Annotated in this window: 10 protein-coding genes; 4 read left to right on the top strand and 6 right to left on the bottom strand. The window is 73.7% G+C overall.

Annotated elements, in window-relative coordinates; all coding sequences use genetic code 11:
- Positions 1 to 181 precede the first annotated feature (181 nt).
- Together ftsH and folE are read left to right on the top strand one after the other, a co-directional pair.
- Entirely contained in the window at positions 182 to 2,197 is a 2,016-nt protein-coding gene (gene ftsH / locus ONA70_RS12735) for an ATP-dependent zinc metalloprotease FtsH (RefSeq protein ID WP_265006599.1), read from the top strand.
- A gap of 35 nt (positions 2,198 to 2,232) precedes the next feature.
- Positions 2,233 to 2,898, top strand: a complete 666-nt coding sequence (gene folE, locus ONA70_RS12730) for a GTP cyclohydrolase I FolE (protein WP_265006604.1) — start codon at positions 2,233 to 2,235, stop codon at positions 2,896 to 2,898.
- 29 nt (positions 2,899 to 2,927) lie between these two features.
- Here folE and ONA70_RS12725 read toward each other — a convergent pair whose 3' ends face one another.
- From ONA70_RS12725 to ONA70_RS12715, 3 genes are all read right to left on the bottom strand, one after another.
- Positions 2,928 to 3,620, bottom strand: a complete 693-nt coding sequence (locus ONA70_RS12725) for a hypothetical protein (protein ID WP_265006598.1) — start codon at positions 3,618 to 3,620, stop codon at positions 2,928 to 2,930.
- Positions 3,617 to 6,214, bottom strand: coding sequence for an FtsK/SpoIIIE domain-containing protein (locus ONA70_RS12720; RefSeq protein WP_406601186.1), 2,598 nt, complete (start codon positions 6,212 to 6,214; stop codon positions 3,617 to 3,619). Before ONA70_RS12720 ends, ONA70_RS12725 begins: the two co-directional genes overlap by 4 nt.
- Before the next feature lie 94 nt (positions 6,215 to 6,308).
- A complete protein-coding gene (locus ONA70_RS12715; RefSeq protein ID WP_265006596.1) occupies positions 6,309 to 7,307 on the bottom strand; it encodes a TrmB family transcriptional regulator in 999 nt (332 codons plus the stop codon).
- Positions 7,308 to 7,449: 142 nt separating this feature from the next.
- Between ONA70_RS12715 and ONA70_RS12710 the strand changes: the two genes are divergently transcribed.
- Together ONA70_RS12710 and ONA70_RS12705 are read left to right on the top strand one after the other, a co-directional pair.
- Positions 7,450 to 11,154 carry a S8 family serine peptidase gene (locus ONA70_RS12710; protein ID WP_265006595.1) on the top strand — a complete coding sequence of 1,235 codons (3,705 nt, stop codon included), beginning with the start codon at positions 7,450 to 7,452 and terminating at the stop codon, positions 11,152 to 11,154.
- Positions 11,155 to 11,350: 196 nt separating this feature from the next.
- Positions 11,351 to 11,911, top strand: a complete 561-nt coding sequence (locus tag ONA70_RS12705) for an Rv0361 family membrane protein (protein ID WP_265006603.1) — start codon at positions 11,351 to 11,353, stop codon at positions 11,909 to 11,911.
- 6 nt (positions 11,912 to 11,917) lie between these two features.
- On the opposite strand, the gene ONA70_RS12700 is transcribed toward ONA70_RS12705, so the two are convergent.
- The 3 genes from ONA70_RS12700 to ONA70_RS12690 are packed head-to-tail and all read right to left on the bottom strand — an operon-like array spanning position 11,918 to position 14,250.
- The gene (locus ONA70_RS12700; RefSeq protein ID WP_265006594.1) at positions 11,918 to 12,517 is read right to left on the bottom strand and encodes a hypothetical protein; all 600 of its coding nucleotides are present in this window, start codon (positions 12,515 to 12,517) and stop codon (positions 11,918 to 11,920) included.
- 12 nt (positions 12,518 to 12,529) lie between these two features.
- The gene (locus ONA70_RS12695; protein ID WP_265006593.1) at positions 12,530 to 13,702 is read right to left on the bottom strand and encodes a M23 family metallopeptidase; all 1,173 of its coding nucleotides are present in this window, start codon (positions 13,700 to 13,702) and stop codon (positions 12,530 to 12,532) included.
- Positions 13,699 to 14,250 carry a hypothetical protein gene (locus ONA70_RS12690; protein ID WP_265006592.1) on the bottom strand — a complete coding sequence of 184 codons (552 nt, stop codon included), beginning with the start codon at positions 14,248 to 14,250 and terminating at the stop codon, positions 13,699 to 13,701. Before ONA70_RS12690 ends, ONA70_RS12695 begins: the two co-directional genes overlap by 4 nt.
- Between the last annotated feature and the right edge of the window lies 1 nt (position 14,251).

Genomic DNA, 14,251 nt, shown 5'->3' with positions numbered 1-14,251 from the left:
CGCAAGCTCACATCTGGCACGAACGGTGTACCGTCGAATGACCGCGGCGCGGCAGTTGGCGCGTCCCGGGGTCGGGGCCGGCCCGCACGGCGGCTGCGGCCGCCGCCCGAGGCGGCGACACCATTCAGACGGTCAGGACGTCGATCAGGAGGATGCGGGCGCCTCGGTGCCCGACAACAGCATGGAACGTACGCGTTTCTTCCGCCGACCGGTGGTCTGGATCATCCTGGTCATCCTCGGCGCCGTTGTGCTCAGTCAACTGTTCACCGCTGGTCCCAGCTACCACCGGGTGGACACGTCCGTTGCGCTCGACCAGCTCAACAAGGGCGGTATCGAGAAGGTCGTCTTCCAGGACAAGGAGCAGACGCTCCAGCTCGACCTGAAGGACAAGGCCAAGTTCGACGACACCACCACCGACAAGATCCAGGCGCAGTTCCCGTACGAGGTGGGCGGCCAGGTCTTCAACGAGGTCAGCAAGGCCAAGGCGGAGAACAAGATCACCGGTCCGGTCGACACCAAGGTGTCGTCGGACAGCATCTGGGTGAGTCTGCTGGTCAACCTGCTCCCGATCGCGCTGCTCGTGCTCCTGCTGCTGTTCTTCATGTCGCAGATGCAGGGTGGCGGCTCCAGGGTGCTCAACTTCGGCAAGTCCAAGGCCAAGATGATCACCAAGGACACGCCGAAGACCACCTTCGCGGACGTGGCCGGGGCGGACGAGGCCGTCGAGGAACTGCACGAGATCAAGGACTTCCTGCAGAACCCGGCGAAGTACCAGGCCCTGGGTGCCAAGATCCCGAAGGGCGTGCTGCTCTTCGGCCCGCCCGGTACCGGTAAGACCCTGCTCGCCCGCGCGGTGGCCGGCGAGGCCGGGGTGCCCTTCTACTCCATCTCCGGCTCGGACTTCGTGGAGATGTTCGTCGGTGTCGGCGCCAGCCGGGTCCGCGACCTCTTCGAGCAGGCCAAGTCGAACGCGCCGGCGATCGTCTTCGTCGACGAGATCGACGCGGTCGGCCGGCACCGTGGCGCCGGCATGGGCGGCGGCCACGACGAGCGGGAGCAGACGCTCAACCAGCTCCTGGTCGAGATGGACGGCTTCGACACCAAGGGCGGCGTCATTCTGATCGCCGCCACCAACCGGCCGGACATCCTCGACCCGGCGCTGCTGCGCCCGGGCCGGTTCGACCGGCAGATCCCGGTCGACGCGCCGGACATGGAGGGCCGCAAGGCCATCCTCCGGGTGCACGCCAAGGGCAAGCCGTTCACGCCCGACGTCGACCTCGACTCGGTCGCCCGGCGTACCCCGGGCTTCAGCGGCGCCGACCTGGCCAACGTGATCAACGAGGCCGCGCTGCTCACCGCCCGCAAGGACCAGCGGGCGATCACCAACGACTCCCTGGAGGAGTCGATCGACCGGGTGATCGCCGGTCCGCAGCGCCGGACCCGGGTGATGAGCGACCAGGAGAAGAAGATCACCGCATACCACGAGGGTGGGCACGCGTTGGTCGCCTGGGCGCTGCCGCACGCCGCGCCGGTGCACAAGGTGACGATCCTGTCCCGGGGTCGGTCGCTGGGCCACACCCTGGTCCTGCCGACCGAGGACAAGTACACCCAGACCCGGGCCGAGATGGTCGACACCCTGGCGTACGCGCTGGGTGGCCGGGCCGCCGAGGAACTGGTCTTCCACGAGCCCACGACCGGTGCCGGCAACGACATCGAGAAGGCCACCCAGCTGGCCCGCGCGATGATCACCCAGTACGGCATGAGCTCCAAGCTCGGTGCGATCAAGTACGGCACCAGCGGCGACGAGCCGTTCCTCGGCCGCAGCATGGGCCACGAGCGGGACTACTCGGACGCGGTGGCCGCCGAGATCGACGGCGAGATGCGGGCGCTGATCGAGCTGGCCCACGACGAGGCCTGGGAGATCCTGGTGGAGTACCGGGACGTCCTGGACAACATCGTGCTCGAGCTGATGGAGAAGGAGACCCTCTCCACCGCCGACATGGCCCGGATCTGCGCCCGGGTGGCGAAGCGTCCGCCGATGGCGCCGTACCACGGCTTCGGCAAGCGCCAGCCCTCCACCGAGCCGCCCGTGCTCACGCCCGCCGAGAAGGAGGCCCTGAAGGCGCAGGCCCAGGCCGACGGCGCCTCGGTCGGCGGCACCACCCCCTCCGCGAACAACTCGGACGGTAACCACTGAGCACCGACCCGACGGCCAGCTCCCACGACCGGGAGCTGGCCGTCTCCGCGACCGAGCCCGACGGTGACGACAGCCTTGACTTCGTCGCCGCGCGCCTGATCAGCGGCAAGCTGACCGGGCGGCCGGTGGAGGAGGCCGTCGACCTCGCCCGGATCGAGAAGGCGGTCCGGGAGATCCTCATCGCCGTTGGCGAGGACCCGGACCGGGACGGCCTCCAGCAGACCCCGGCCCGGGTCGCCCGCGCGTACGCCGAGCTCTTCGCCGGCCTGCGGGTCGACCCGGCGCACGTGCTCAGCACGACGTTCGAGGCCAACCACGAGGAGCTGGTGCTGGTCCGCGACATCGACGTGACCAGCCTCTGCGAGCACCACCTGCTCCCGTTCCGGGGCAGCGCGCACATCGGCTACATCCCCGGGCCGGACGGCCGGATCACCGGCCTGTCCAAGCTGGCCCGGCTGGTCGAGGTCTTCGCCCGGCGCCCGCAGGTGCAGGAGCGGCTCACCTCGCAGATCGCCGACCTGCTGATGAGCAAGCTGGAACCGCGCGGCGTCGTGGTGGTGCTCGAGTGCGAGCACATGTGCATGGCGATGCGCGGCATCCAGAAGTCCGGCGCCGTGACCATCACCTCGGCGGTACGCGGCACCTTCCAGCGCGATGCCAAGTCACGCGCCGAGGCGATGTCTCTGATCATCCCGCGCTGAGGCGTAGGGAGGGGCCGGGTGAGGCGCGCTCAGCCGGGGAACATCGCCAGGACCAGGCCGGCGGTGGCCAGCACCGCCGGGACCAGACAGACCAGCGCGCCGAAGCGGGGCGTCCGGTCCACCCGGTCCTCGGGGTGGGGCCGGAACAGCCGGCCCACGGCCAGCCAGCCCGCCATGAACGCGACCGCCGGCAACGGCAGCCCGACCACCAGCGCCGCGATGCTCACCGGGCCGGTGCCGGTGGCGGCGAAGAGCAGCAGCTGGACCAGCGGGACCAGCACCGCCAGCGGCCCGTACACCAGCAGATTGCGGGGCCGTGCCGGCCAGCGGGCCAGCCGGGGCAGGCCTCGGGCGGCGAGCGTGTCCTCCGCCGACTCGGCCCAGCCACGGGCGCTGCGCAGGGCGGCCAGCACGGCCGCCGGCCCGCCCGCCATCGACCGGGCCGACTCGCTCACCTCGGGCGGCGTCGGCACCAGCGAGATCGCCGGTACGCCCAGCTCGCGCAGCCGGGACTGCTGCGGGGCGAGCTGTTCCCGTACGGCGGCCAGCTCCTCCCGGGCCGCCGCCACCGAGCGGGCCTGCTCGCCCGCGGCGGTCGCCGCGGCCCGGCGGACCCCGTCGAGCTGCCGGGCGGCGGCCACGTAGTCGGCCCAGGCCGACCCCACCGGGTCGGCCTCGGTGTTCGGCTGTCCGGCGCGGGGCGTCGGCACGGTCGCGGTCACGACGGCTCCTCCCCGAACGGCACCAGGACCGTCCCCCGCTCACCCGAGCCGTCCCAGAGCATCGCCCGTCCGGGCCGCGGTCGCCACGACACCGGCCGGTCGAAGAGCTGCTCCAACCGGCCGCCCGACACGTCCGTCACCACGACCGCGGTCAGCTTGTCCACCTCGCCCTCCGGGCCGAGCAGCCCGGCCAGCGGCCCGACCGACCGCCACCAGCCGAGCAGGTGCCGTCCGGCCGGCGGCCCCTCCAGCAGCAGCGCCCGCAGCAACTCGGGCGGCAGCTCGGTGGCGTCCGGCACGTCCAGCCCGAACACCACCAGGTAGCCGGGGTCGGCCGCGGCCAGGGCGGTCCGCAACCCGACCAGGTCCACCGTCGCCACCTCGTGCCGCTCGGCCAGCTCGGTGGCGAGCGCCGCCGCCGGCTCGGCCGAGCCGTTGGCCAGCGGCGCCAGCACGAACCGGGTCCGGCCCTGCTGCACCGCGGCGCTCCGGGCCGCCGTCACCAGCAGCCGCTCCGCCTCCTCGTCCCGTCCCAGCACGGCCAGGTTCCGGCCGGCCGCCGGCCCGAGCGGCACGGCCACCGTGGAGCGGTGCACGTCCACCGCCCGGCCGAGCAGTGCGGCCGGGGCGTGCGCCCGGCCGGCCAGCGCGGCCCGGTGGTGTGGGTCGTTGGCGAGCAGTGGTCGCGCGTACCCGGCGAAGACCACTGGTGGAGCGGCCCCCTCCGGCCGCGCCGACCAGAGCCGGTGCCGCAGGTCGGCGAGGACGTCCGGCTCCTGGTGCGGATCCGGGAACCGGATCATCCGCTCGTGGCCCCGGGTCGCGCCGCGCGGGCCACCGAGCCCGCCGGCCGTGTTCACCACCGCGCTGCCCACCGGCAGCCCGGCCGCCGCGTCGTTCGTCGGCTCCAGCACCGCCGACCCGCCGGGGAGCGCCACCCGGACCGGGAACTGGCCGAGCAGCGGGTCGCGCGGTCCGCCGATGCCGAGGTCACCCGCGCCGGCCAGGACCAGATGAATCCCGTACGCCCGGGCGGCTCGGGCCAGCCCGTCCAGCCGGGCCAGCAGGTCGGCGGCGAGCCGGTCCCGCTCGCGCAGCAGCAGCGGGAAGTTCTCGATCACGCAGACGATCCGGGGCAGCGCCTGGTGCTGGCGCAGCTCCGCGTACCGCTGGCCGCCGGCTCGACGGCCGGCCTCCTCGCGGCGGCGTAGCTCCGCCTCCAGTTCGCCGAGCAGGTCCGCCACGTACTCCCGGTCGGCGGCCATCCCGGCGGCCCGGACCTGGGGCACCCAGGAGCGGTCCCGCTCGGTCTGGAGGAACTCCACGAAGGACTCGCCCTCGCCGAGGTCGGCCAGGTAGAGGAGCAGCTCGTCGGGGCCGTACCGGGCGGTCAACCCGAACAGGACGTTGGTGAGGAACGCCGAACGGCCCGCCCCGGACCGGCCGCTGACCAGCCAGTGCGGGGTCAGCTCGGTGAAGCCGAGGCTGACCGGCCGCCCCGCGGCGTCGCCGACCATGGTGGCGAGACCGTCGGCGGAGCTCTCCGACCAGTGGTCGCCCGTGGGCAGCAGGTCGGTCAGGGTGAGCCGGGAGCCGTCCTCGATCTGCTGGGCCAGCCGGCGGCAGACCCCAGTGACCAGCGTCGCCGGCGGGTCCTCCTCGACGAAGACCGGGGAGTTCAGCCCGCCCGGCGGCTCCGCCCCGGGGCTGCCGAGCGCGGCCACCGGCGGATCGCCGACCAGCGCGTACGCGGTGCGCACCGCGAGCGTGGTGGCCTGCGGCAGCGGGGTGCCGCCCGGCCAGCCGGCCACCACCAGGTGCAGGCCGGCCCGGTGCCCCCGGGCCGCGAGGTCCGCGATCCGGTCCAGGTCGGACGGCGCCGTGCCGTCCGGCAGGGCGGCCACCACCAGCAGCATCGTGCGGTCGACGGCTCGAGCGACGGCTTCAGCGACGGCCTCAGGTCGCGGCGCGGCGTCAGACGCGCCGAGCTGAAGTTGTCGCAGCCCGCGCTGCCGGGCCGTGCCGGCGGCCACCCATTGCTCGGCCTCGGCGAGGACCACCCGCAGCCCGGTCGGGTCGGCGGCGGGCGGCGGCAGCAGGCCCGCGTCGGCCAGTGCCGCGAAGCCGGCGAAGGTGTCCGCCGAGCCGGTGCCGTCGACCGCGCGGACCAGCAACGCGCCGGCCGGGGTGGCGGCGAGGAGCCGCAGCAGGAGGGCGCGGAGCAGCCCGGCCACCCGCGGGTCGTCGGCGTCGGTGTCGACGGCCAGGTGCCCACTGCCGAACAACGGCACCAGTGCGGGGAACCGGGCGTCGTCCAGCGGCGCGGCGGTCCCCACCCGGACCAGGGGCGGCGGGCCGTCGCCGGGCAGAGTCGACACGGTCAGGCTGTCCAGCGCGGCGCCCGCCCAGCCGGGCGCGGCGAGTGCCGCCGCTTCGCGCAGCCGCTCGGCCAGCTCGTACTGCCGGTGGTGGTCGGCCGGGGCGGGCCGGATCTCGTCGAGGATGCCGGCGGCGGCCCTCGCGGCCGCCTCCGCCCGCCGGTGCAGGACGGCGGCCCGACCGGCTCGCGCCTTCGGACTCGCCATCGCGTCCACCTCACTTCCCGAGGCCGACATCTCCTCCCCGAGGTGTGACGGTATCCCAGCCGGGGCCCGTCCTCCGGGATGTCGGTCGGCGCTGCGCCGGTCTTTACCCCCGGCGGTGCGCCAGCTGGCTCGGCAGCCAGCCCAGCCGGGCCGCCTGGTAACCGAGCTGCATCCGGGTCTGCACCCCGGCCAGGTCCATCAGTCGGCGGACGCGGCGTTGCACGGTCCGCAGGGACGTCCGCAGATGACCGGCGACCGCCTGGTCGGTCAACCCGGTCAGCAGCAGCGTGAGGATCTGAACGTCCAGGTCGTCCACCCCGGTCCCGGGGAATTCGTCCGCCGAGGTGGTCACCTCGGTGGCCGCCGCCCACTCCAGTTCGAAGAGCGCGATGAGAGCGTCCAGCAGGCCGCTCCGGTGCACCAGCAGAGCCCCGGTGGTGGCCACGTCCGACGATCCGATCAGCGGGACGATGGCGATCTCCCGGTCCACGATGAACAGCTTCAGCGGCAGGCTCTCCGCGATCCGGATGTCCTCGCCGGCGTTGCGGGCGGCCACCAGCCCCTCGATGTCGACATCCTCGTCGAGCATCGCCCGTTCCAGCAGCACCCGGTAGCGCACGCCCCGGGCCACGGCGGCGTCCTCGGCGGTGTTCTCCGCGCCGCTGATGATCGCCACCGGCGCCTTGACGAAGGTCATCACCTCCGACCGGGCGCCGAGCTGGAGCTGCTCCAGACGTTGCCGTAGGGCCGGTGCACCGATGATCACATCGACCACCTCGGCGACGCCCCGCCCGGCGCTCGCCGCCCGGTAGAGCTCGGTCAGCGAGCCCAGCTCCAGCTCGGCCAGGCGCAGCTCGTTCTGCCGTTGCAGCAGCAGCGCGCCGAACGCGGTGGCCGGCGGCGACGCGACGAAGCGGGCGGTGTCGCCGACGCTGCGCGCGGCCAGCCCCTTGCGTTCCAGCACCCCGAGGAGTCGGGCCGCCTCGCCCTCGTCGCCGCCGACCTGGCCGGCCAGCTCGGCGGGTGCGGCGGAGGCCATCGACACCAGGGCGCGGTACGCCGTCGACTCCTCCCTGGTCAGCCCCAGCACGCCCAGCACCATGTCACGCCTCCGCCGCCTCGACGGTGATCAAGTGTGGCGGTTTTACGCCATGGAAGGAAGCCGCCGGTCTCGATCCGTTGCCCGACCCGTCGTCGGCAGCGGAGGGTCAGCCCATCCATGGTCTTTACGGAGAGGTCGTTCGATGCCACGAAGTACCCGTCGGCTGCTCGCCGTCACCGTCGCGGCGGCGCTCGCCGCCGTGCCCGGAACCCCGGCCATCGCCGGCAGCCAGCCGGCGACCCCGGCCCTCCCCGGCACCGCCGAGACCACCGACACCGTCACCCTGGTCACCGGCGACGTCGTCCGGGTCACCCACCCGGCCACCGGACCGGATGTGGTCACCGTCGATCGGGGCAGCGGCTCCACCGGCGGCGTGCACACCCAGACGGTCGGCGGTGACCTGTACGTCATCCCCGACGAGGCGCTGCCGCACCTCGCCGCGAACCGGCTCGACCGGGAGCTGTTCAACGTCACCGACCTGATCGAGGACGGCTTCGACGACGCGCACGCCGTCGAGCTGCCACTGATCGCCACGTACCCGGGTGGCACCAGCGCCCGGGCCGCCGCCCGGACCGCACCGGCCAACGCCCGCAAGGTCCGTGACCTGCGCAGCATCAACGGGATGGCGCTCAGCACCGCGAAGCGGGACGCCGGGTCCTTCTGGCGGGCCCTGACCCCGGCCGGCTCGTCGCACCGGTTCGCCGGCGGCGTCGGCAAGCTCTGGCTCGACGGCCGGGTGAAGGTCGACCTCGCCGACAGCGTCGCCCAGGTCGGCGCGCCGCAGGCGTGGGCCGCCGGGTACGACGGCAAGGGCGCCAGCGTCGCCGTCCTGGACACCGGAATCGACGCCACCCACCCCGACCTCGCCGGCAAGATCAAGGACGCGGTGTCCTTCGTGCCCGGCTCGGACACCGGGGACCGGCGCGGGCACGGCACCCACGTGGCCTCCACCGTGGTCGGTAGCGGCGCCGCGTCGGGGGGCACCGAGAAGGGGGTCGCCCCCGGCGCCGACCTGGTGGTCGGCAAGGTGCTCGACGACAACGGCTCCGGCCTGGACTCCTGGATCATCGCCGGTATGGAATGGGCCGCCCACCACGCCAAGGTGGTCAACATGAGCCTCGGCTCGCAGGAGCCGAGCGACGGCACCGACCCGATGGCGCAGGCGGTCGACCGGCTCACCGCCGAGACCGGCACGCTGTTCGTGATCGCGGCCGGCAACAGCTACGGCGAGGCGACCATCGGCAGCCCCGGCGCCGCCGACGCGGCCCTCACCGTCGCCGCCGTGGACGGCACGGACGTCCGCGCCGCTTTCTCCAGCCAGGGGCCGCGGTTCGGCGACAACGGCCTCAAGCCGGACATCTCCGCACCTGGCGTGCAGATCCTGGCCGCCCGCGCGGCGCAGAGCCCCGGCACCGGCAGCTACGTGAAGATGAGCGGCACCTCGATGGCCACCCCGCACGTGGCCGGCGCCGCCGCCATCGTCGCCGCGAAGCACCCGGACTGGCCCGCCGCCCGGATCAAGGACGCCCTGATGTCGGCGTCGAAGCAGCTCGCCGGCACCACCCCGTACCAGGTGGGCGCCGGACGGCTGGACGTGCCGGCCGCCCTCGGTGACCTGCAGGCCACCGGCTCCGCCGACTTCGGCTTCTTCACCTGGCCGCACGACGGCGACCAGCCGGTCAACCGCACCGTCACGTACGCCAACAGCGGTTCTGAAGTGGTCACCCTCGACCTGGCGGCGACCATGACCGGGCCGGACGGCAGGCCCGCCGCCCTCGGCGCGGTCTTCCCGGCGCGGGTCACCGTGCCGGCCGGCGGCACCGCCACCGCCACCGTCACCGCCGACCCGGACGACGTTCCCGCCACCGGCCGGTACACCGGCGCGGTCGTCGCCACCGACACCACCGGCCGGGTCCGCGCGCACACCGCCCTCGGCCTGGTCAAGGAGGAGGAGCGGTACGGCCTGACGCTCACCGCCGTCGGCCGCGACGGCAAGCCGGCCGGCGGGTACGCGACCGTCTACCGGTACGGCGACAACTTCGCCCGCACGGTGGCCCTCGACCCGGCGACCGGGGCCGCTCCGGCGCTGCGCCTGCCGCCCGGCGAGTACAACGTGACCAGTTGGCTGTCGGTCGCCGGCGACGGAGGCAGCGACTCGCTCGGCGTCGCCCTGCTGGGCACCCCGAGCCTGAAGCTCGACGCCGACCGGGCCCTGGAGCTGGACGCCCGGCAGGCGCACGAGCTGGTGGTGACCACGCCCCGCCCGAGCGAGGACAGCTACCGGCGGGTGCAGTACTTCCGCGACTCCGGCATCGGTGGCCAGTACGCCGCCTTCAGCAACAGCTACACCGTGTCGCCCGACGTGGACGACGTCTACGTCGCGCCGACCGGGAAGATCAGCGGTGGCAGCTTCGAGTTCGCCGCCCGGTGGAGCCGGGAGGTCGACCACCTGAAGCTGACCGGGCACACCCCGTCCGCCGTCCCGCTCGACCCGCGCTACCAGGCCGGCTCGGCGCGGCTCGACGGCAAGATCGACCTCGCCGCCGGCTACGCCGGCAGCGGCGCGGCCGCCGACTACCAGGGCCTCGACGTCAAGGGCAAGGCCGTGCTGGTGATCCGGGACGACGCCGTGTCGCCCGCCCAGCGGGCCGTCGCCGCGAACGCGGCCGGGGCCGCCCTGCTCGTCGTGGTCAACGACCGGCCCGGCCCGTACTACGCCGCCGCCGGCGGCACCGACCTGCCGGTGGTGTCGCTGACCCGGGCCGAGGGCGCGCAGATCCTGCCCGCGGCCGGCGCCGGCACCCTGCGGCTGCGCGGCGACGCGGTCGCCTTCAGCCCGTACGCCTACGACCTGGTCCGGGCCTGGCCCGGCGAGGTGCCGGCCGACCCGACGTACGCGCCGGCCGAGGAGGAACTGGCCCGGGTGGACCAGAGCTTCCGCGCCGGCACGCCGTCGCTCGCCTTCGACCTGCGGGCCGACTGCCGGTCGTACCACTGGCCGCCGTGCATCGGCGTCTACCAGCCGGTGCCCGCGCCGTCGACCCGGGTCGACTTCGTGTCCACCGAGGAGGGCACCGCCTGGTACCAGAAGGCCGACCTGACGCCCGGCTGGGAGCAGCGCTACCAGCAGGTCAGCTACCGACCCGGCGAGCACGTCGCGCGGAGCTGGTTCGGCCCGGTCACCCGGCCGCGGCTCGGCCCCGGCTACTGGTACCCGTACCGCAGCGGGGACTTCCTCGCGATCAACGTGCCGACCGCCGGCGGCGACACCGACATCACCGGCGCGGTCGACGACGGGGTCAGCACGGTGCGGTCCCGGCTCTACCAGAACGGCGTGCAGGTCGGCCGGGAGTCGGCCTTCCAGGCCGTCCAGGTGTCCGTGCCGGCGACGAGCGGCGCGGCCGAGTACCGCTTCGAGCAGGACACCACTCGGCCCGCCGACCCGTGGGTGACCTCCACCCGTACCCGGACCGCCTGGACCTTCCGGTCCGCGCGGCCGGCCGCCGGTGTGCGGGCGCTGCTGCCGCTGCTACAGCTCGACTACCGGATCGACACCGACCTGACCGGGTCGGTGCGGGCCGGCAGCCAGCAGAAGATCGGCCTGGTCGCCTCGCACGTGGCCGGGGTCGAGGGCGCCGGCAAGCCGGCCGCCGCCACGCTCAGCGTCTCCTATGACGACGGCGCGACCTGGCAGCCGGTCAGCCTGGCCGCCGCCGGGGGCGGTACCTGGAACGCCACCCTCCGGTACCCGTCCACCTCCGGGTTCGTCTCGCTGAAGGCCACCGCCGGGGACGACGCCGGGAACGCGGTGGAGCAGGAGATCATCCGGGCGTACCGGCTGGCCTGATCGCCGCGCATGGCACGACCGCCCGGCACGGACCCTAGGGCCGTGCCGGGCGGCGTCCGCCCCGGCGGTTCGCCACGGCCTTCAGTCGGACGGAGCGCCGCCCAGCGGCGCGGAGGCCGAATTATGGCCGCAGATCCGCCAGATCTGAGGCATTGGGTACGCGCCGCACAGCCGATAGCCTCAGGAGGTGGAATCAGTGCAGCCCCCCGCCGGTTCCCAGGTCTCCCGCGTACCGGCGCAGCGGACCCCGCCCGAGCAGTTGGCGCCCCCCGCGCCGGCTCCGGCGCCCGAGCGTCCGCGTCGGCGGCTGCGGACCGTCCTTACGGTCGTCGCCGGAGTGCTGGCACTGCTCTGCGGCACCGGTGCGGTGGTCGGTTTCGTGCTGTACGACCGCGCGACCGCCCCGGACCGCAGCGCTCCCGACGTCGTGGTGGACAACTACCTTCGTGCGTTCCTGGTGGACCGCAACGACACGAAAGCCAAGGAGTTCGTCTGCAGAACCAGCGCTGATCTCAGCGCCGTCAATAGCGTCCGCGACGAGATGGAGCAGCGCGAGGCGAACTTCAAGGTCGTGGTACGAGTGACCTGGGGGCCGCTCACCCGCGCAAAGACCCCGGATGGTGAATCGGTTACCACCACGCTGACCATTACCAGTTCGGCGAATGGCCAGACGCGAAGCAGTAGGCGCGAGGACTGGCGGTTCCAGGTGGTGGATCGGGACGGCTGGCGAGTCTGTGGTGGCAGCAAGCTTGGCTGAGCTTCCTTACTCCAGCCAGAGCAGGTGGACCGGCACTTCCAGCGTGTTCGGTGCCTGTCCGCGCCACGCCCAGCGGTACCACTCCAGTTCCGGGGCCACCCGGACGCAGATGTCCCCGTCCGCGCCGGAATAGGTCTCGGTCACCGCGCGGAGCTCGCGCTGCTCGGTCGACCCGGTCACGTGCACCACCCGGCGCCCGGTCACTGAGTCCGCCTCGAAGACGGGGGTGGGCGGGCGGCGCGCGGGCGCGTCGAGGGAGACCAGCCGGATGCCCGACTCTGGCGGCCGATTCGACGCCCGGCGCTCACCGACCGTCTCCACCCAGACCCGTTCCACCGGCACCAGGGGCGCGAACACCTCGACCTGCTCGGACTCCGCCCGGTACCACTCGTGCTCCGGGATGACCGGCACATACATGCGGCTACCCTGCACCACCCGTTCGTCGGCGCGCAGGTCGCCGCGCCAGCCGAGGCCGGGCAGGCCGACCAGGACCCGCCGGCCGCGCAGCTCGACCCGGCCGGTGGCGGGAACGATCTCGATGGGGCGGGGTGGCAGCGGCGCCCAGTCGGGCTGGTCCGCGAACGGGTCGGGCAGCGGGTTGCTCATGCGCCGGTGACCTCACTCGGCGCCGGACAGGGGTGCGCCGCGTTCCCGCATGAACTGCACCGGGTTGATCGCCCCGTTGCTGGACCGGTCGCTGTCCACGTGCACCTCGAAGTGCAGGTGCGGGCCGGAGGAGTTGCCGCTGGTCCCGGAGAGGCCGATCACCTGGCCCGCCGCCACCATCTGCCCGGGCACCACGTGCGGCCGCTCGATCATGTGACAGTAGCGGGTGATGTAGCCGCCAGCGTGCAGGATGTCCACGAACCAGCCGCAGCCGCCCTTGCCCGGCCAGCCGTCCCGGTCGCAGTCCCGCCGGCCTGAGTGGTCGGGGTCGCACCGGGCCACCAGCACCCGGCCCGAGGCGGCGGCGTGGATCGGCGTGCGCTTGTCCGCGGCGAGGTCGACGCCGTTGTGGCTGGGGCGCTCGGCGGTGCGGAAGCGGGAGACGATCCCGCCGGGCAGCGGGGCGGTCCAGCCGGAGGCGGCGATGTGGGCGTTCCGGGCGGCGTCGCAAACCGTCCGGCCGGCGATCCGCACGGTACGGGCGGCACCGCCGGCGAGCGCGTCAACGATCTTCCCGGCCAGTTCCTCGTGCTTGGCGTACGCGTCGGGGAAGGCGCTGACCTGAACCCGCTGTGCCACCACGGTCAGCGGCTGTTGTTCCCAGTTCGGTACCTGGATCATCTTGTCGTAGAACTTCCCGGCCGCGTACGAGGGCGTCATCCGCTGCTCGACGCTGCCCCAACCGGGTCGCTGCTGGAACAGGCCCAGCGAGTCGTGGTCCGAGCCGACGCCCTCATGCGGCAGCCCGAGCGAGGCCGGCACCGTGCTGTTGGCGAGATTGCGCAGCGCGGACTCCTGCATCGCGGTGGCCAGCGCGATGACCCAGCCCCGGGCCGGCAGCTTCAGGTCCTGGCCGACCTTTATGATGACCGCCGCGTTGCGTAGCTGCCCCTCGCCGTACTCGGCGAAGCGCGGCATCTGCCCGGTGATGTCCACCGCCCGGCCGACCTTGCAGCCGCCGTTGGCCTGCCCGTCCCGCTCCTCGTTGCCCAGTTCGGTGAGGAAGAAGGCGCCGGCGCCGCCGACGCAGCAGAGCAGGGCTAGGACCGCGGTGAGCGCGGTGGCCAGCACGCCGAGCCGCAGCCTCCGCCGGCGGGGCGGCGCGGCGTCCGGCGCGGTGCTCACTGCCGCTCCCAGTCGACCGCGTCCACCAGCCAACGGCCGTCCATGGCCACCAGGTCGAGCCGGAGCTGACCGTTGTCGAGGGGGATCAGCGCCTGCACGAAGGACTCCGTCCGGGGTCGCACCGTCACCTGACCGGTCACCCGTTGGGCCGGGACCCGCTCCGGGTCCGCGCCGGTGAGCTTCTCGGTGAGCGCCGGGGTGGACATGGGCTTCAGCCGGGCCAGCCAGTCTTCCGCGCGGCTGCCCGGTCCGCCCAGCCAGGCGTTGGTGAACCGGGCGGCCATCTGCGCCGGGGTCGGCTCGCCCGGGCGGGTCTTCGGTGAGGGCACCGCCGTCGGGCTGGACAGCACCCCGTCGTCACCGGCCTCCGGGTCGACCGTGCTGATCGGTTCGCGCGGTCGGTTGCTGAGGCCGGTGGTCGGGTCGACCGGCCCGGAGATCAGCCGGGCCGCGCCGATCACGCCGAAGACCAGGACGGCGATCACGAGCGCGACCCCGAGCCGGGACCGCAGTATCCGGGTGACCAGGAACTCCAGCGCGCGACGCATC

Origin of the sequence: Micromonospora yasonensis, assembly GCF_026013475.1 — a bacterium.
In the GTDB taxonomy this organism is placed as follows: domain Bacteria; phylum Actinomycetota; class Actinomycetes; order Mycobacteriales; family Micromonosporaceae; genus Micromonospora; species Micromonospora yasonensis.
This window is presented reverse-complemented; position numbering and strand designations above follow the sequence as displayed.

Excerpts from the sequence above, each read along its gene's own strand:
- ftsH (WP_265006599.1), top strand. The coding sequence starts at position 182 with ATGGAACGTACGCGTTTCTTCCGCCGACCGGTGGTCTGGATCATCCTG.
- ONA70_RS12715 (WP_265006596.1), bottom strand. The coding sequence starts at position 7,307 with ATGGTGCTGGGCGTGCTGGGGCTGACCAGGGAGGAGTCGACGGCGTAC.
- ONA70_RS12710 (WP_265006595.1), top strand. The coding sequence starts at position 7,450 with ATGCCACGAAGTACCCGTCGGCTGCTCGCCGTCACCGTCGCGGCGGCG.
- ONA70_RS12700 (WP_265006594.1), bottom strand. The coding sequence starts at position 12,517 with ATGAGCAACCCGCTGCCCGACCCGTTCGCGGACCAGCCCGACTGGGCG.
- ONA70_RS12690 (WP_265006592.1), bottom strand. The coding sequence starts at position 14,250 with ATGCGTCGCGCGCTGGAGTTCCTGGTCACCCGGATACTGCGGTCCCGG.